13 protein-coding genes are annotated in these 17,586 nt (G+C 68.1%); 9 read left to right on the top strand and 4 right to left on the bottom strand.

The genetic code is table 11. The features are described 5' to 3' along the window. Window positions 1-31 precede the first annotated feature (31 nt). Both ACTJKY_RS10185 and ACTJKY_RS10180 read left to right on the top strand, forming a co-directional pair. A complete protein-coding gene (locus tag ACTJKY_RS10185) occupies window positions 32-1,186 on the top strand; it encodes an endo-1,4-beta-xylanase (protein ID WP_440845838.1) in 1,155 nt (384 codons plus the stop codon). A gap of 83 nt (window positions 1,187-1,269) precedes the next feature. After that, window positions 1,270-2,277, top strand: coding sequence for an AAA family ATPase (locus ACTJKY_RS10180; RefSeq protein ID WP_440845837.1), 1,008 nt, complete (start codon window positions 1,270-1,272; stop codon window positions 2,275-2,277). Window positions 2,278-2,309: 32 nt separating this feature from the next. On the opposite strand, the gene ACTJKY_RS10175 is transcribed toward ACTJKY_RS10180, so the two are convergent. Continuing rightward, a complete protein-coding gene (locus tag ACTJKY_RS10175) occupies window positions 2,310-2,660 on the bottom strand; it encodes an ArsR/SmtB family transcription factor (protein WP_440845836.1) in 351 nt (116 codons plus the stop codon). Window positions 2,661-2,827: 167 nt separating this feature from the next. Here ACTJKY_RS10175 and ACTJKY_RS10170 point away from each other — a divergent pair, with 167 nt between their 5' ends. Next, complete coding sequence (locus ACTJKY_RS10170; protein WP_440845834.1) at window positions 2,828-3,457, top strand: alpha-ketoglutarate-dependent dioxygenase AlkB; 630 nt, start codon at window positions 2,828-2,830, stop codon at window positions 3,455-3,457. A gap of 33 nt (window positions 3,458-3,490) precedes the next feature. Here ACTJKY_RS10170 and ACTJKY_RS10165 read toward each other — a convergent pair whose 3' ends face one another. The 3 genes from ACTJKY_RS10165 to hemN form a co-directional block, all read right to left on the bottom strand. Continuing rightward, on the bottom strand, window positions 3,491-6,085 hold the full coding sequence (locus tag ACTJKY_RS10165; RefSeq protein ID WP_440845833.1) for a TonB-dependent receptor: 2,595 nt from the start codon (window positions 6,083-6,085) through the stop codon (window positions 3,491-3,493). A gap of 352 nt (window positions 6,086-6,437) precedes the next feature. Continuing rightward, the gene (locus ACTJKY_RS10160) at window positions 6,438-9,752 is read right to left on the bottom strand and encodes a glycosyltransferase (RefSeq protein WP_440845832.1); all 3,315 of its coding nucleotides are present in this window, start codon (window positions 9,750-9,752) and stop codon (window positions 6,438-6,440) included. A gap of 122 nt (window positions 9,753-9,874) precedes the next feature. After that, complete coding sequence (gene hemN / locus ACTJKY_RS10155) at window positions 9,875-11,197, bottom strand: oxygen-independent coproporphyrinogen III oxidase (protein ID WP_440845830.1); 1,323 nt, start codon at window positions 11,195-11,197, stop codon at window positions 9,875-9,877. A 90-nt stretch (window positions 11,198-11,287) separates the two neighbouring features. On the opposite strand from hemN, the gene ACTJKY_RS10150 reads away from it, so the two are divergent. The 6 genes from ACTJKY_RS10150 (at window position 11,288) to ACTJKY_RS10125 (ending at window position 17,541) form a co-directional block, all read left to right on the top strand. Beyond that, on the top strand, window positions 11,288-11,542 hold the full coding sequence (locus tag ACTJKY_RS10150) for a hypothetical protein (RefSeq protein ID WP_066723669.1): 255 nt from the start codon (window positions 11,288-11,290) through the stop codon (window positions 11,540-11,542). 109 nt (window positions 11,543-11,651) lie between these two features. Further along, a complete protein-coding gene (locus ACTJKY_RS10145; protein WP_440845828.1) occupies window positions 11,652-11,960 on the top strand; it encodes a hypothetical protein in 309 nt (102 codons plus the stop codon). A gap of 229 nt (window positions 11,961-12,189) precedes the next feature. Continuing rightward, entirely contained in the window at window positions 12,190-12,834 is a 645-nt protein-coding gene (gene paoA / locus ACTJKY_RS10140) for an aldehyde dehydrogenase iron-sulfur subunit PaoA (RefSeq protein ID WP_440845827.1), read from the top strand. Further along, window positions 12,831-13,781 (top strand): FAD binding domain-containing protein, encoded by a 951-nt coding sequence (locus ACTJKY_RS10135; protein WP_440845826.1) that lies wholly within the window; start codon window positions 12,831-12,833, stop codon window positions 13,779-13,781. Before paoA ends, ACTJKY_RS10135 begins: the two co-directional genes overlap by 4 nt. A 3-nt stretch (window positions 13,782-13,784) precedes the next feature. Continuing rightward, window positions 13,785-15,992, top strand: coding sequence for an aldehyde oxidoreductase molybdenum-binding subunit PaoC (gene paoC, locus ACTJKY_RS10130; protein ID WP_440845825.1), 2,208 nt, complete (start codon window positions 13,785-13,787; stop codon window positions 15,990-15,992). Window positions 15,993-16,200: 208 nt separating this feature from the next. Next, a complete protein-coding gene (locus tag ACTJKY_RS10125) occupies window positions 16,201-17,541 on the top strand; it encodes a chloride channel protein (protein ID WP_440845823.1) in 1,341 nt (446 codons plus the stop codon). The last annotated feature ends 45 nt before the right edge of the window (window positions 17,542-17,586 follow it).

The following is a 17,586-nucleotide window of genomic DNA, read 5'->3' as shown; positions in this document are numbered from 1 at the left end:
ACGCCCGACGGCGCGATCAGGAGAGGGTTTCATGGCCACCGGATTTCCCATCGACCGCCGCGCGCTGCTCGCCGGTGCCGCCGCCACTGCCGCGCTGCCGCTGGCCGCCCGCGCGACCTCCCGGCTGCCCGGGCTGAACACCATCGCCGGGCAGAAGGCCATGCGGATCGGCTCGGCCTTCGGCTGGAGCCCGCCGGGTGCCGATGCCGGTTCCTTCGCCAATCCGCGCTATGCCGCGCTGCTCCAGCGCGATTGCGGCCTGCTCGTGCCCGAGAACCAGCTCAAGTGGCAGGCCACCCGACCCGCGCCGGACAAGTTCGACTTCACCCATTTCGACGCGATGCTCGACTGGGCCGAGGCGCACCGCATGGCGATGCGCGGCCACACCCTGCTCTGGCATAAGAGCCAGTATTTCCCACGCTGGCTGAACGAGTACGACTTCGGCGCCACGCCGCGGCGCGAGGCGGAGCGGCTGCTCACCACCCATATCGACACGGTCTGCCACCGCTATGCCGGCCGCATCCACAGCTATGACGTGGTCAACGAGACGGTCGACGAGAAGACCGGCGGCTTACGCGAAACCAGCCTTTCGCGCGCCTTTGGCGGGACCGTGCCGATGCTCGACCACGCCTTCCACACCGCCCGCGCCGCCGCGCCGAACGCCCAGCTGGTGTATAACGACTATATGAGCTGGGAACCCGGCAACGAAGCGCACCGCGACGGTGTGCTGCGACTGCTCGAAGGCTTCCGCAAGCGCGGCGTGCCGGTGGATGCGCTGGGCGTGCAATCGCATATCGAGCCGATCAGCGATGCCCCCGCCGGCGTGCTGGCGGCGCGGCAGGAGAAGCCGTGGCGTGCCTTCCTCGATGCCGTGACCGGCATGGGCTATGCGCTGCTGATCACCGAGTTCGACGTCGCCGACCAGCATCTGCCCACCGACATCGCCCTGCGCGACCGGCAGGTGGCCGACTATGCCGGGGTCTATCTCGACATACTATTCGGCTATCCGCAGCTGCGCGACATGCTGTTCTGGGGGATGTGCGACAAGTATAGCTGGCTGAACGGCTTCAAGCCGCGCAAGGACGGCAGCGCCCCGCGCGTGGCCCCCTATGACCGCGATTTCCGGCCTACCGCGCTCCACGCGATGGTTACGACGAAATTGATGAAAACCGCCGAACGGCGCTAACCTCGGTACGCTCCCGTTCAGATTTTGCGCGTATAGGAGTGTCCCGAGTGGCTGAGTCGCCGTCGGAACCAGGGAGCATAGCAATGGCCGCAGCGGCCGCGAAACGGCAAGGACCGGGCGGAGACCTCCCGCTCCCCAGCACGATCGACGTCGCGGCGCTCTATAGCCTCGCCGAGGGGATCGTGCGGACGCATGGCCGCGCGACCGTCACCCCCGCCGGCGCCGCCTTCCGCCAGATGCTGATGGAACGTGCGCGTACCAGCGCCCAGCGCAGCGCGCTCGCCCTGCTCGGCGGTGACATCGAACGGCGCGCCCGCGCCGGCCGGGTGCGCCGGATCGAAGACGGCGCGCCGGTAGACATCCTGTTCGATCTCGCCGCCCCCTTGGCGGGGCTGCTGGCCGAGGGACGGCCGACCGACGCCAGCATCCTCGCCAATCGCTATCTCGATCTTTCGCCCCAGGGCGCTACCGGCTGGGCGCTGCTGCCGCTGATGCTGTCGCTGCAGACCGAGGATCCGGAAATCGCGGGTCGCTTCCTCGAACCGTCCGTGCCCCAGCTGATCGTGATCGGCGGCCTTTCCGGCACCGGCAAGTCGAGCCTGGCCCGGCTGCTCGGCGGGCTCTATGGCCGCCGCCCGGGTGCGCGGGTGCTGCGGTCGGACGTGTTCCGCAAGCGGCTCGCCGGGCTGCCGCCCGAAACGCGACTGCCGTCGGCGCAATATACGCGCCGCAACGATGCCGAGACCTATGAGGCGCTGTTCGAATCAGCCGACGACCATCTCGCCTGCGGCTCCACCGTGATCCTCGACGCGGTGTTCCTCAACCGCAGCGAGCGCGAGGTGGCCGAGGCGCTGGCACTACAGGCGCGCGTGCCGTTCACCGGCATATGGCTGGAAGCCCCCGATCGCGATCGGATCGCCCGGGTCAGCGCGCGGACCGGCGATGCTTCCGATGCCACGGCCGAAGTCGCGCGCGACCAGGCGCGGCGCCCGGTCGGCGATCTGTTCGGCTGGCATCGGATGCGGGCGAACCGGGCAATGGATGTGATCGTGTCGGCAGCGCGCGCCGCGATCGAGCGCCCGCGCCGCTGAAGCGGTCCGGCGGGCATGCCCGCCGGCGCCGATCAGGCCGTTTCGGCGACCTCGGGCTTCAGTAGGATACCGCTGACATTGTCGTTGTGGACGAACAGGTCGTTCAGCGCTTCCAGCATGCGACGCGCCTCGGCACTGGCCAGCGAGTAAAAGATCATCTGCCCCGCACGCCGAGCAGAGACCATCCCCTCGCGGCGCAACAGCGCGAGTTGCTGGGAGACCGCCGTGTCGCGAGCGCCTGTCAGCCGTGCCAGCTCCCCTACCGATTTCTCGCCATCCACCAGATGGCAGAGAAGCAGCAGGCGGCTGCGGCCGGACAGCGCCTTCAAAAACTGCGACGCGTGGTCGATTACCTCGATCATATCGTTCTTCACGGCGACCATGGCTATGCGTCTATCCTATGCCAAGCAACCCGTCACGCGGCGAAAAGTCCAGGAAATTCATAAACCTGGATCAATATGAGACATCATATATACGCATGTTTTCCGAAATATGTCCAATTCGGCAGGTTCGCGAGGGAGCGTACCGGCACTTCAAAGGTTAAACCGGCATGCGGGCGCAGCAAGCGGATCTGTTCGACAACCCAGGCCCTTCCGGCCTGCGGCTGGCCGAGGGATTCCTTTCCGAACGGGAGGAATCCGCGGCGATCGGCGCGATCGACTCGGCCGGTCTCCAGCCCTTCCGCTTCCAGGGCTGGACCGGCAATCGTCGCACCACCAGCTATGGCTGGCGCTATGATTTCGAAGATGGCGGGTTCGCCCGCGCGGAGCCCTTCCCCGCCTGGCTGGCGCCGCTGCGCGACCGGGCAGAAGCCTTTGCCGGCCTGGCGCCGGGCACGCTCGTCCAGGCGCTGCTGATCCACTATCCGGTGGGCGCCGGGATCGGCTGGCACCGCGACCGGCCGGTGTTCGAGGAGGTGGTGGGCATTTCGCTCGGCGCCCCCGCCACGCTGCGCCTGCGCCGCCGCACCGGCCCCCGCGCCTTCGATCGCGCCGAGCAGTTCCTGGTGCCGCGCTCGATCTACCTGCTCTCGGGCGAGGTCCGCCACGCCTGGGAACACAGCATCGCGCCGATGACGGCGCCGCGCTGGTCGATCACCTTCCGCGCCCTCTCCGCGCTCGGCCTGCGCCAGACGCAGAACGGCCCGGGCGAGGGTCCCCGCCCGGGCCGCACTGTCTGATCGCCCCGCCGCCGCAGCGGCGGGACCATCGCATCAGAACTTGACGCTGGCTTCCACGCCCCAGGTCCGCGGGGGGTTGAAGTTGGCATAGTCGCCCAGGATGCCGCCATAGCTGGTCGAAACCAGCTGGCCGTTGGCGCCATAGTTGAGCACCGGCGCCGAGTTGGCCGACGAGCGGCGGTAGATATAGGTGTGGTCGAGCAGGTTGCGCGACCAGATCGCGAAGGTGACCTTGTTGTGATCCGACACGGCGATGTCCGCGATCGCGATGCGGCCGTTCATGATGAAGGACGCATCGGTCTTGGTCGGCTCGAGCTGGAAGCTGTACTGGCTGCTCGAATAATTGCCGTCCAGGTGGAAGCGGAGGGTAGCGTCGCCGCCGCCGATCGGCAGGGCATAGTCGATCGAGCCCGAGGCCGCGTTCTTCGGCGTGTAGACGATGTACAGCTGCTGCGGCGGCGCGCCCGGGGTCAGCGGGTTCACGGCCGAAGGCGCACGCCAATAGGTGTAGGCGTAGGAGGCGTTCAGCGTCAGGCCCTGCACCGGCGCCAGCGTCAGATCCGCTTCGATGCCGCGGATCTTGCTCTGGCCGGCATTGGTGGTCTGCTCGATATGGCTGCCGTTGGTCGGGCTGGCACCGTTCGTATCGAAATAGTCGAAGTCGAACTGGGTGTTGTCGCGGTCCATGATGTAGCCCGCCAGGTTCAGGCGCGCCTTGTGGTTCCAGAAGTCCATCTTGGCGCCGACTTCATACGACTTGACCGATTCCGGGCCGAAGGCGTTGAACTGGAGCGAACGGTCGTTCGCGCCGCCGGCGCGGAAACCGGTTGCATATTTGGCGTAGAGATGGATGTCCTGCGTCGCGTCGAACGCGACGTTGACCATCGGATCGAAGCGGCTGACGCTGTTGCTGAAGCCGAACGGCGACACCGTGCCCGCGGTGACCAGGTCGGCGCGATTGTTCACCACATAGAGCGTGCCGTGGCGCTTGTCCTTGGTCCAGCGGCCGCCGACGGTGACGTGCACCACGTCGTTCAGCGCGTCCGGCGTGAAGGTCAGGTTGCCGAACAGCGAGTAGTTGTGGTCGGTCGCCTGGCTGGCACGGGTGATGAACTGGCAGCTGTTGGCGAACTGCGGCACCGTCGCCGCCAGCGTGTTGTTGCACGACGGATCGAACTGCTGATAGCCCGAGTTCGCGCCGGTGATCGGGCTGGAATTGCCCGGGATCGGGCTGCGGACGGTGTAGGCGGTGCCGTCCGTGTTCCACTGGTTGCTGAGCGGCGTCGCGGCATATTCCGTGGCGTGCTCGGTGTAATAATAGGCGCCGACGACATAATCGAGCTGCGGCACGCTGCCGACCGCCTGGAACTCCTGGCTGAACTGGTGCTGGCGCAGGTACGAGAGGCTGTAGCGGCTGAAGGTGCCGGTGGTGTTGAGCGCGGCCGGGTTCGCCGTGTTCGGCACGAACGGCGCGAACGAGCTGCGCTCCGGACCGCCCGAATTATCCCACTGGTCGGTGCTGACACCGCGCCATGCGGTGATCGAGCGCAGCTCCAGCCACGGTGCGGCGGTGTACTTCAGGTTCGACGAGAAGCCGTGGGTGATGTCGACGCTCGGCTGCTGCGGCACGCCGACATCGGCCACCGTCTGGCGATCCGGGTGCACGCCGACCAGCGGGGCCTTGGGCGCGATGCAGACCGGCTTGGTGCTGCCGGCGGCGATGGTGCCGCCGCAGCTCACGCCGTTCAGCTGCAGCACGCCGTTGTTGAACGTGCCGACCGGATAGTTGTTGGGGTTGTAGTTGACGAGCTGGCTGTACTGCGGGGTGTTGTCGTCCTTCGCATAGTCATAGGCGAAGTCGGCGGTGAAGTTGCTGACCGGCTTCCAGCGCGCGGCGATGCGGCCGCCCTTGCGGTCATAATAGTTCCAGCCCGTCGAACCGGTGAGCGGATCCTTCACGGTCGGATCCTGGTGCTGGTAGACGCCGTCCAGCTTCAGCGAAACGTCGTGGAAGGCCGGCAGGTCGAGATGGGCGTCGACCGTGCGGCTGCCATAATCGCCCACACCGGCGTTGAAGCGGCCGCCAAACTCGCCGGTGGGCGCGCGCGAGACGAGCGACAGCGCGCCGCCTTCGGTGTTGCGGCCGAACAGCGTGCCCTGCGGGCCCTTCAGCACTTCGATGCGCTCGATGTCGAACAACGCGGCGTTGAGGCCCTGCGTCTTCCCCAGCGCGACACCGTCGATATAGACGCCGACGCCGCCGTCGCGCGCGGTCTGGTTCTGGTCGTAGGGGACGATGCCGCGGATGCCGATGGTCAGCGCCGACTGGCGCGCCTCGAAGGTCGCGACACGGAGCGACGGGATCGTGCCGTCGGCCAGGTTGAACAGGCTGAGGACGTGGCGATCCTGCAGCGCCTGCGTGTTCAGCACGCTGATCGAGATCGGGGTCTTCTGCAGGTTAGTCTCGCGCTTGGTGGCGGTGACGACGATGTCGGCAAGACCCTCGGGCTGCGCGGCGGTATCGGCCGCCGGCGCATCGGCGGTCTGCGCCATGGCCGGAATGGCGGCCAGCGCCATCGCGGTGGCACCGGCCAGCAGCGCCAGGCGGAAGGTGGAACGATCGAGCATGGAAGCTTTCCCCGAGGTAGGTGGTATGTGTTGGGGGGCGCCCTAGGCACGGGATTTGGCAGGTTTGTTACACCCGCCGCCGCGTACATGACGCGCTGATTTCACTTTCGCTTCATGTTGCGGATTCCGCGTGGGAATCCGCGGTGGGAGAAGGTTAGCGCAGACGCCGCGCGCGGTGGTTACCGCTACGAAAAACTTCGCATGTCGTGCGAAAAGCCGAAAGTGATGTACAAAGGACACATAATTTCCCGCGCCGCCGCGGAGCAAATGCCCCCCGGAATCGAAAGCGCCCGCCCCGCCGGGAGGGCGGAACGGGCGCATCGCAAGGCGCCGTGCTTGCAGCCTGGCCGCGCTATTCGGCCGCGGCCGCTCCGGCAGAACCGACTCGGCCGGTGCGCTCCAGCTTGCCCCAGCCGACGAACCAGCCGCCGAGCGCCGAGCTGATCGCACGCAGCACCACCCAGTACATCAGCTGGCGATAGACGAAGCGCTGCGCCACCAGCAGCAGCGCCGGATAGCGGATCCGACGGCTGTTGAGCCGGTACGCCACCCAGCCGCAGCCGACGTCGATCGTGGTGAAGGCCACCCAATAGATCGCCATGGTGCCGACGTCGCCGCGGGTCTGTTCCCAGCCATGCTGGGCGATCCGCACCCCGGTGGCGAAGATCGCCGAGACCAGCGCGAGGTCGATCAGCGGCGAGATCGCGGCGAAGATGATCTGGAACACCCAAGCCTGGGGCAGCCCGATCCAGGCGAGCCCGCGCGCCTGCTTGTCGCGGTACAGCCCGCGATGCTTCCACAGGCACTGGAGCGTGCCGAACGCCCAGCGATAGCGCTGCTTGGCGAGCGCGCGGAAGCTTTCCGGCGCTTCGGTCCAGGCGACGGCATCGGGATCATAGGTGACCCGCCAGCCGGCACGCTGGATGGCGATGGTGAGATCCTGGTCCTCGGCCAGCGTGTCTTCCGGATAGCCGCCGACCGCGTCGAGCGCCGCGCGCCGCCATGCGCCGACCGCGCCCGGCACCACCGTGATCGCGTTGAACCCGGCGAGTGCACGCCGCTCGAGATTCTGCGCGGTGATATACTCCACTGCCTGCCAGCGGGTGACCAGATTGACCCGGTTGCCCACCTGCGCGCTGCCCGCCACCGCGCCGATCGTGTCGTCGGCGAACCAGCGCGCGAGGCGGCCGATCGTCTCGGGCTCGAACTGGGTATCGGCATCGAGCGCGATGATCACCTCACCCTTGGCCTGCTGCAGCGCGCGGTTGAGCGCGCCCGCCTTGCCGCCATTGACCAGGGTCAGCAGCGTCACGCGCGGATCGTCGCCGAACGCGGCCGCGACGATCTCGCTGGTCCGGTCCTTGGAGCCATCGTCGGCGACGATCAGCTCGATCGCCGGATAGTCGCTGGCGAGCACGCGGCGCACCGAGGATTCGATCACCCGCTCCTCGTTGTAGGCGGGGATGATCACCGAGACGGTGGGCGTGAACACCGGCGGCGTGCCGCGCTCGCGCAGGCGCTGGCGCAGCGCCAGCCCGGCGAGGATCAGCGCACGGGCGATGCCGAGCGTGATCGCGATAAAGAACATCCAGCGCAGCCCCGAGGCGATCGCCGCGAGCACGACGAAGATCGCCACGTCCGCCCGCACCGCGAGCAGGTCGCTGCCGCGGATCGGCGGCATCACCGCGTCATAGGAAAGCCCGGCGAGCTTGGAGACCGGCACGAAGGTATAGCCCCGTGCCCGCAGCTCGCGAATGATGATCGGCAGCGCCTGCACCGTCTGTTCGCGATTGCCGCCGCCATCGTGCAGCAGCACGACGTTGGTGGACTTGTCGGGCGCCGCGGTAGCGACATCGCTCAGCACGCCCTGGATGATCGCATCGACGCCCGGCCGCTTCCAGTCATCCGGATCGACGTGGAGGCCGACCACGGTATAGCCAAGCTTCTGCGCCACCACCGCCGGATCGAGTTCGTCCGGCGTGGTCGGCTCGGCGTCTCCGAAATAGGGCGCGCGGAACAGCCGCATGCCGCGGCCGGTATAGGCCTGCACCAGCCGCTGGGTGGCGTTCAGCTCCAGCGCGGTGCTCGCCGCCGAGGTGGTGGCGAGGTTCGGGTGGGTATAGGTGTGGTTGCCCAGCTCATGCCCTTCCGCCACTAGCCGGCGCAGCAGCAGCGGATGCTGCAGCCCGTTCTCGCCGATGATGAAGAAGGTCGCCGGCACATGCTCGGCCTTCAGGATATCGAGGATGCGCGGGGTGTAGGTAGGATCCGGGCCGTCGTCGAAGGTCAGCGCGATCTCGTGCTTCGAGGCGCCGGTCCGCATCACGACATAGGGCGTCGGCAGCACGGGGTACTGCACGTCGCGGATCATGTTGGCGGCATCGAAGCTGATGGCGCGTTCGCCCACGGTCGGCGTTCTGGTGACCCGCAGGATCTCGCCCGGGCCCTCCACGTCGACGTTCGTCGCCGGCACGATCCGGCTCAGGTCCGGCCGGCCGCCATGGCGATAGGCGAGCAGCGCGGTCCACACGCCCGCGTCCTCGGTTCCCAGCCGCCACAAGGCGACGCTGCCGACACCCGCGGCGCGGACGGCCTGCAGCTGGTTCCAGGTCGCGGTGGCGTCGACCATCCAGACTTCGTGATGTTTGCCGTCCTCGTCATAGGCGAACGCGCTGTTGCCGCTGGTCTTGTCGAAGGTGACCTTGGCGTCGCTGTCGCGCGCCGCCGACCAGGCTTCTTCGATGCTCATCGCATCGGTGCCGTCGCCGTGATAGTCATAGGCGTAGCTGGCCAGCGCGACGATCAGCTTGTCGGCGCCGACCGTCGAAACGGCCCGGCGCAGTTCCTCGACGAACCAGGGCTGCGAGGCGATCGGCCCGGCGGTGCCGCCTTGCCAATGCTCGTCATAATCCATCAGGATCACGCGATCGGTGACCGCGGCGAAGCGCTTGAGATCCCAATTGGTATCGCCCGCCGGCACGGTGACGGCGAGCAGCTTGTCCTTGGGCATCGCCTTGTTGATCTGGTCGAGCAGCTGGGCATAGCCGGGCAGCGAGGCCGGCTGCAGGCTCTCGAAATCCATCACCAGGCCGGAGAGGTTGCGCGCCTTGACCATCGCGGCGAGATCGCGCGCCAGCTTGGCCCGCGCGGCCGGGCTGGCCATCAGCTTGGCCGAGCCCACCGTGTCCCAGGCCTCGTCGGAGACGTTCTGCACCATCGGCAGCACCCGCGGCGGGCGACGGGCGCCCGCGACGATGCTCGCGAACTTGGGATCGTCGGTCACCTGCATCGCATGGTTGGCGCCGGTCACCGAGACGAGCGCCGGCACCACCCAGTCGAGATCGCCGATGTTCCGGCGCAGCGAATCCGCGCTCGCCTGATCCCATGGCACGTAGAAGCCGACGGTGAGCGGGGCGCCGGGCTTCTTGGGGGAACCGCCCGGCAGCCAGCGATGCGAGCGCGGCTGGCCGCGTGCGCTGAGCGAGCGCAGTGCCGCCGGCTTGGCGTTTTCCCACCGCACCGGCAGATCCTGTGCGGGCGGCACGTTGACGATGGTGGCAGCGAACACGACCGCGGCGACCAGAACGCCGCCGATCAGCGCGAACACCGTGCGCATCGTCCAGCGCTTGCGGCTGCCGGTAGGGTCGAAAAATACGGGACGCGACATCGATGCTCTTTCGAAACGCGCGAACCACTCCCCGGCGCGTGGCGGGACTGCGCTTTATAGGAGCCGATATTAACCGAGGCTATACTCGGAAGGCTGGGTAGATTCCCGGAGAGGGTTCGGGTTCACACCGCGCTGCTGAAGCGAGTGGCGGCCGGTCCGCGATGGCTGTCGAGCGCGCTGGCGATCACTCGCGCATAGGGCAGTGCCTCGGGCGCAAGCAGCAGCACGCTGCCTTCCCAGCGGACCAGCTGGAGCGCCGCGAACCGCGCGAGCCGCAGCGCGATGGTCGCGCGGCCGGAGATGCCGCCCAGATCGGCGCGGCCCTGGCACAGCAGCTCCTCGATCGCGGCTGCCCGCCACTGATCGTCAACCGAGCGCCGCACCCCGCGCGCCGCGGCGAACCGGCCGGAGGAGACGGCCATGTGCCAGCGGCCGGCATTCTTCTCGTTCTGCACCAGCAGATCCGGAAACTGGCTGATCGCGCTGGCGCCCAGCCCGATCAGCACCTCGGCCTCGTCCTCGGTAAAGCCCTGGAAGTTGCGACGCAGCCGGCCCTCCTGCATAGCTTTCGCGATCGCGTCGCCGGGCTTGGCGAAATGGTCGAAGCCGATCGCGGCATAGCCGTCCGCCACCAGCGCCGCGTGCGCCAGCGCGGCCTGGGCGAAGCGCGCCTCGGCGCCCGGAAGCGCGGTCGCATCGATCCGGCGCTGGCGGGGGATCAAGTGGGGCACATGGGCATAGCCGAACACCGCAAGCCGATCGGCGCCCATCCTCACGCTCTCGGCGATCGAGTCGGCCAGCGCCTGGTCGGTCTGGCCGGGCAGGCCGTACATCAGGTCGAAATTGATCGATTCGACGCCGACGTGGCGCAGCAGATCGACGGTAATGGCAATGTCGCCCCGCGGCTGGACGCGGCCGATCGCCGCCTGGATCGCGGGATCGAAGGTCTGTACCCCCAGGCTGACGCGCGACGCGCCGGCCTCTGCCAGCGCACCGGCCCAGGCGGCATCGAAGCCGCGCGGATCGACCTCCACGGAAAGCACGGGCGCGCGGGCACCGAAGGCATCCTTGGTCTGCGCCACCAGCCGCAGAAACGCCTCCGGCGCGATGGCATTGGGGCTGCCGCCGCCGAACGCGATGCGCCCCACCCGCCCCCGCCCGCCGAGCCGCCGCGCGACCAGCTCGATCTCCTCCGAGAGGCGGGCGAGATAGGCGTCGAGCCGCGCCGTGCGGTTGGCAGCACCCGTGTTGCAGCCGCAATACCAGCAGATCTCGTGGCAAAAGGGGATGTGGAGATAGAGCGACAGCTCGCTATCCGGCTCCACCCGATCGAGCGCCGCCGCCATCTCGGCCGGCCCGACATCGTCGCCGAACTCGGCGGCGGTGGGATAGCTGGTGTAGCGCGGCACCGGCGTGGCGAGCAGATCGGGATGATACGTCCACATGCTCCTGCCCATGCACCGCTGCGCGGGGGCCGTCGCTTGGGAATGTCCCGTATCCTTGCCGCCCCGGCCGGAGGGAGGTAGGCGCGGACCATGCAACTCGACGACCAGCTAGTCCGCTATTTCGGCACCGCCGACCTCGGCGCCCTCACCCCGCCCGCGCTCGCCTCGGGCATCGAGCGGATGAAGGTCGATCTCGGCCTCGAGACCGATCGCGCCCGCCGCTTCGCGCTCTGGGCGCTGCTGTTCATGCTCGGCAACGCGCCCGACCTCGACGTCACCTTCGAGGACGAAGCCGATCGCGAGGCCGCCCGCAACTTCATGGACCTGTCCGACCAGCAGGACTGAAAGGCTGGCGGGACAGCGATAGAATACGACACCCGGGGATAGATGGAGTATTGACAAGCCCCCTCTTCCACTTGACTCTCCCAATGCCCAACAAGGGAGGATCATAGAAATGAAACGCTTTCTAAACGTATCCATCTCTTCTTTAACGATCGTCTTCGGTAGCCTCTCTGCGTCTAGCACGCCCGCGATCGCCGATCCGATTGACTGGGATGCTTATCAGTCGTGCGTACTCAGTTGCTACGATGCTTTCCCCGGCAGGGAACGGGATTGCGACCTTTCGTGCCAACGTGCCTTTGGCCTGGACACCGGCGAGGATGGCGGCGGCGATGGTGCCGGCCATCTACCCGACTATTCGACGTGGAGCCCCGGTCGAAACTGCTACGGCTCCTTCTCCGCAGCATTCTGCTCGCCCGCATAAGCCGAACGTCGCGCATTTGTACCGAATTACCGCCAGGACATCCTGGCGGTGATCATTGGCCTGCAACTTACTGCCATCGGCAGCGGCCTATGCGGTTCTTCTTCCCAGCTCCGGGGCGATCGATTAAGCCCAACCCTATAGATGCAATCGTTGGCTCCACGGTTCGGCCAGGAACTAGCCTGGCGCTCAAACGATGAATCGCGGGTGCACGCACATAGGGGATGCCAAAATGGATCGACCAGCCGATATCGGCGTATCGCGACGGGGGTTGCTGACGAGCGGCGCGGGCTTTGCTGCCGTGACCGCCCTCCCCGCCGGCGCCAGCAACAAGGAAGCGGTAGCGCCGATGGAGACGCCCCCCACTTTGCCCGTCCAGTTGAAGGTCAACGGCAAGCCCGCGGAGCTGACCGTCGACACGCGCACGACGCTGCTCGACGCGCTGCGCGAGCATCTCCACCTCACCGGCACCAAGAAGGGCTGCGACCATGGCCAGTGCGGTGCCTGCACGGTGATGGTCAACGGCCGTCGCATCAACTCCTGCCTGAGCCTCGCGGTGATGCATGACGGCGACAGCGTCACCACCATCGAAGGCCTGGGCACGCCCGAGGATCTGCACCCGATGCAGGCCGCCTTCGTGAAGCATGACGGCTATCAGTGCGGCTATTGCACGCCGGGGCAGATCTGCTCGGCGGTGGCGGTGCTCGACGAGATCAAGGCCGGCATCCCTAGCCATGTCGCCGCCGACGTCGCCGCCTCCCCCGCCTTCTCCGAGATGGAGATCCGCGAGCGGATGAGCGGCAATATCTGCCGCTGCGGCGCCTATTCGAACATCGTCGAGGCGATCCGCGAAGCCGCGGGGCGGAGGCAGGCATGAAGGCTTTTGAGTATACCCGCGCGAGCAGCCCGGCCGACGCCGCCGCGCTCGCCGCCAAGACCCCCGGGGCCAAGTTCATCGCCGGCGGCACCAATCTGCTCGACCTGATGAAGCTGGAGATCGAGACCCCGGCGCATCTGATCGACGTCAACAAGCTGGCGCTCGACCGGATCGAGGAGACTGCGGACGGTGGGCTGCGCATCGGCGCGCTGGTGCGCAACACCGATCTCGCTGCCGACAAGCGCGTCCGCCGCGACTATGCGGTGCTGATGCGGGCGATCGTCGCGGGCGCCAGCGGCCAGCTGCGCAACAAGGCGACCACCGCCGGCAACCTGCTCCAGCGCACACGCTGCCCCTATTTCTACGACCCCAACCAGCCCTGCAACAAGCGCAAGCCCGGCAGCGGCTGCGCGGCAATCGGCGGGTTCAGCCGCCAGCTCGCAGTGATCGGCACCAGCAAGGCGTGCATCGCCACCTATCCCGGCGACATGGCCATCGCGATGCGGCTGCTCGACGCAACCGTCGAGACGGTGAAGCCCGACGGCAGCACCCGGAAAATCGCCATCGCCGACTTCCACCGCCTGCCGGGCGACACCCCACACATCGACAACACGCTGCAATCCGGCGAGCTGATCACCGCGGTCACCCTGCCCAAGCCGCTGGGCGGCAAGCATTTCTACCACAAGGTGCGCGACCGCGCGTCCTATGCCTTCGCGCTCGTCTCGGTGGCGGCGGTGGTGCAGAAGGACGGCACCGGCCGGGTCGCGTTCGGCGGCATGGCGCACAAGCCTTGGCGCGTCGAAGCCGCCGAGGCAGCACTTCCCAAGGGCGCCGCCGCCACCGCCAGGATCGCCTTCGCCGGCGCCACGCCGACGCACGACAACGCGTTCAAGCTCCAGCTGGCCGAGCGCACGCTCGCCGCGGTGCTGAGCGAAGCAAGGGGCTGAGCCATGAAGTTCGATACCCCCGCCACGACCAACCCGATCGACCGCCTCAAGGTGGTCGGCAAGGCCACCGACCGGATCGACGGTCCGCTAAAGACCACCGGCCGCGCGCCCTATGCCTATGAACGGCACGATGTCGCGCCGGGTGCGGCCTATGGCTATGTGCTCGGCTCGGCGATCGCCAAGGGCCGTATCACCGGCATGGATCTTAGCGCCGCCAAGGCAGCACCGGGCGTGCTCGCGATCGTCACCGCCGAGAATGCCGGCAAGCTGACCAAAGGAAATTTCAACACGGCCCACCTGCTCGGCGGGCCCGAGATCGAGCATTACCACCAGGCAATCGCGCTGGTGGTGGCCGAGACCTTCGAGCAGGCGCGCGCCGCATCCTCGCTGATCCGCGTCGACTATGCGCGGGGCAAGGGCCGCTTCGATCTCAAGGCAGAAATGGCGAGCGCCACGCTGCCCAAGGAAGGCTTTGGCGGCCCAGCGGAAAGCAAGGTCGGCAATTTCGACGGCGCCTTCGCCAGCGCGCCGGTGCAGCTCGACGCGCGCTACACCACGCCGGATCATTCGCACGCGATGATGGAGCCGCACGCCTCCACCGCCAAGTGGGAAGGCGACCAGCTGCTGCTCTGGACCTCGAACCAGATGATCAACTGGGGCAAGGGTGACGTGGCACGCACGCTCGGCCTGCCCAAGGAAAAGGTGCGGCTGATGTCGCCCTATGTCGGCGGCGGGTTCGGCGGCAAGCTGTTCGTCCGCACTGACGCGATCCTCGCCGCGCTCGGCGCCAGGGCGGCGGGGCGGCCGGTCAAGGTGTCGCTCCAGCGCCCGCTGATCGCCAACAACACCACGCATCGTCCCGCGACGATCCAGCGCATCCGCATCGGCACGACCAAGGACGGCAAGATCACCGCGATCGGCCATGAAAGCTGGTCGGGCGACCTGCCCGGCGGCGGGCCAGAGACGGCAGTTAGCCAGACCCGCCTGCTCTACGCGGGAGAGAACCGGCTGACCGCCATGCGGCTGGCGGTGCTCGACCTGCCCGAGGGCAATGCCATGCGCGCGCCCGGCGAGGCCCCGGGCCTGATGGCGCTCGAGATCGCGATGGACGAGATGGCGGAAAAGCTGGGGATGGACCCGGTGGCGTTCCGCGCGCTGAACGACACCCAGGTCGATCCCGAAGCGCCCAACCGCCCCTTCTCGCAGCGCCAGCTGATCCAGTGCATGCAGATCGGCGCGGAGAAGTTCGGCTGGGCCAGGCGTGCCAAGGCGCCGGGTGCCGTGCGCGAGGGCCGCTGGCTGATCGGCATGGGCATGGCCGCGGCGTTCCGCAACAACCTCAACGGCAAGTCGGGCGCGCGCGTTCGGCTGGACGGCAAGGGCGTGGTGACGGTCGAGACCGACATGACCGATATCGGCACCGGCACCTACACGATCATCGCCCAGACCGCGGCGGAGATGATGGGCGTGCCGCTGGAGACGGTGGTGGTGCGGCTGGGCGATTCCAGCTTCCCGGCCTCGGCGGGCTCGGGCGGGCAATGGGGCGCCAACAGCTCGACCGCAGGCGTCTATGCCGCCTGCGCGATGCTGCGCGACAAGGTGACGGCGGCGCTCGGCTTCAACTCGGCCGATGTGGTGTTCGAGGACGGCAAGGTCCGCGCGGGCAACCGCAGCGTCGCGCTGGCCGAGGCGGCCAAGGGCGGCGAGCTCGTCGCCGAGGACTTCATGGATTACGGCGACCTCGCCAAGAAGTACCAGCAGTCGACCTTCGGCGCGCATTTCGTCGAGGTGGCGGTGGACGCCGCCACCGCCGAAGTGCGGGTGCGCCGGATGCTGGCCGTGTGTGCGGCGGGGCGGATCCTGAACCCCAAATCGGCGCGCAGCCAGGTGATCGGCGCGATGACGATGGGCGTCGGCTCGGCGCTGATGGAGGAGCTCGCGGTCGACAAGCGCTTCGGCTATTTCGTCAACCACGACCTCGCCAGCTACGAAGTGCCGGTCCATGCCGACATCCCGCACCAGGAAGTGATCTTCCTCGACGAGACCGACCCCACGACGTCGCCGATGAAGGCGAAGGGCGTGGGCGAGCTCGGGCTGTGCGGCGTCGGCGCGGCGGTGGCGAACGCGATCCACAATGCCTGCGGCGTGCGGGTGCGCGACTATCCGGTGACGCTGGACAAGCTGCTGCCGGGGATGCCCGCGTTCGTGTAATGGGGGCGATCCTCTCCTGGAATGGGAGGTGGCGCGCGCGAGCGCGACGGAGGGGTGTCAACGGCTGAGACGTCGTCCACCCCTCCAGCGGTTACACCCCTCCGTCAGCCCTGCGGGCTGCCACCTCCCCTTGCAGGGGAGGATTGGGTAGCGCCCAACGATTTCCCTCGCTACAGCGCCCGCGGCGGGGGCCAGGCTGAGGGAGTGCATGGACCACCGCAACACCACCCGCCGCGTCCGAGCGATCGTGCGTCGGCACGGCCCAACGGCCCAGATCTGGCGCCGCCGCGTTGCATTCCTCGGCGGCGCGATCGTGATCGGCCTGGTCGCCTTCGGGTTTGCGGAGGCCGCCGACTGGGCAGCGCGCCGATTCACCAGCCTCGAAAAGACCTGGTGGTGGCTTCCCCTGCTCCTCACCCCGGCCGGCTTCGCGCTGTTCGCCTGGGCGACGCGCCGCTTCGCGCCCGACGCCACCGGCTCGGGCATTCCGCAGGTGATGGCCGCCACCCGCGATCCCGAGCATGCGATGACCAGCCTCACCGCCGCCAAGACGGTGGTGCTCAAGCTGATCCTCACCATCGGCGCGGTATTGGTGGGTGCCTCGACCGGGCGCGAGGGGCCGACGGTGCAGGTCGCCGCCTCGATCATGGGCTATGCGCACCGGCTCGCCCGCGTGCCGATTCGCGCCTCGGTATTCATCGCCGGGGGCGCGGCGGGGGTCGCCGCGGCGTTCAACACGCCGCTGGCCGGGGTCGCCTTCGCGATCGAGGAACTCGCTGCCGCCTATGAGCAGCGCATGGCGGTGCTGGTGATGGCCGCGGTGCTGATCGCCGGCATGACCAGCCTCGGCATCGCCGGGGACTATGTCTATTTCGGCGCGATGCGCGACACGCTGCCGCTGCGCCAGGCGATCCTCGCCGCGCCCGTCGCCGGCGTGGTCGGCGGGCTTGCGGGAGGCCTGTTCGCCCGGCTGATGCTCGCGGTCGGCGGATCGGACTGGCGGCCGCTTGTGGCAATGCGTCGCCACAAGCTTGCCTTCGCCGCCGCCTGCGGGCTGGTCGTCGCCATTCTCGGCGTAACGACGGGACTCACCTGGGGCACCGGCTATGATGCCGCCCGCAGCGCGATCACCAACGGCGCCATCCCCTGGTGGTATGCCCCCGCGAAATTCGCCACCACCCTCGCGACCGCCGTTGCCGGCATCCCCGGCGGCATCTTCGCGCCGTCGCTGTCGGTCGGTGCGGGCGTCGGCGACCTCGTGCGTCCGATGTTCCCCACCGCGCCGGGCGGGACGATCGTGCTGCTCGGCATGGTCGCCTATTTCACCGGCGTGGTGCGCGCGCCGCTGACCGCGGTGATCATCATCGCCGAGACCACCGCCAGCCGCGGGCTGATGCTGCCGCTGCTCGCCGCCGCGCTGATCGCCGATTTCACCGCGCAGATTGTCTCGAAGGAGCGGCTCTATCATGGCCTGTCGCTGCGCTTCGGTACCACGCAGGTGCAGCATGAATCCGACGAGGCGGGGAACGGATCGGTCCCGCGCGCGTAACGATCCTGTGGCGGGCGCCCCTTCCTGGCGCCCCGATGAGGAGTT

This window comes from Sphingomonas sp. 22176 (genome assembly GCF_052045505.1).
Classification (GTDB): Bacteria; Pseudomonadota; Alphaproteobacteria; order Sphingomonadales; family Sphingomonadaceae; genus Sphingomonas.
Note: the sequence above shows the minus strand (reverse complement) of the source record. Positions and strands in the feature narration are given on the sequence as shown.

Coding starts and splice junctions, on each gene's coding strand:
- ACTJKY_RS10185 (WP_440845838.1), top strand. CDS start 32: ATGGCCACCGGATTTCCCATCGACCGCCGCGCGCTGCTCGCCGGTGCC.
- ACTJKY_RS10180 (WP_440845837.1), top strand. CDS start 1,270: ATGGCCGCAGCGGCCGCGAAACGGCAAGGACCGGGCGGAGACCTCCCG.
- ACTJKY_RS10175 (WP_440845836.1), bottom strand. CDS start 2,660: ATGGTCGCCGTGAAGAACGATATGATCGAGGTAATCGACCACGCGTCG.
- ACTJKY_RS10170 (WP_440845834.1), top strand. CDS start 2,828: ATGCGGGCGCAGCAAGCGGATCTGTTCGACAACCCAGGCCCTTCCGGC.
- ACTJKY_RS10165 (WP_440845833.1), bottom strand. CDS start 6,085: ATGCTCGATCGTTCCACCTTCCGCCTGGCGCTGCTGGCCGGTGCCACC.
- ACTJKY_RS10160 (WP_440845832.1), bottom strand. CDS start 9,752: ATGTCGCGTCCCGTATTTTTCGACCCTACCGGCAGCCGCAAGCGCTGG.
- hemN (WP_440845830.1), bottom strand. CDS start 11,197: ATGTGGACGTATCATCCCGATCTGCTCGCCACGCCGGTGCCGCGCTAC.
- ACTJKY_RS10150 (WP_066723669.1), top strand. CDS start 11,288: ATGCAACTCGACGACCAGCTAGTCCGCTATTTCGGCACCGCCGACCTC.
- ACTJKY_RS10145 (WP_440845828.1), top strand. CDS start 11,652: ATGAAACGCTTTCTAAACGTATCCATCTCTTCTTTAACGATCGTCTTC.
- paoA (WP_440845827.1), top strand. CDS start 12,190: ATGGATCGACCAGCCGATATCGGCGTATCGCGACGGGGGTTGCTGACG.
- ACTJKY_RS10135 (WP_440845826.1), top strand. CDS start 12,831: ATGAAGGCTTTTGAGTATACCCGCGCGAGCAGCCCGGCCGACGCCGCC.
- paoC (WP_440845825.1), top strand. CDS start 13,785: ATGAAGTTCGATACCCCCGCCACGACCAACCCGATCGACCGCCTCAAG.
- ACTJKY_RS10125 (WP_440845823.1), top strand. CDS start 16,201: ATGGACCACCGCAACACCACCCGCCGCGTCCGAGCGATCGTGCGTCGG.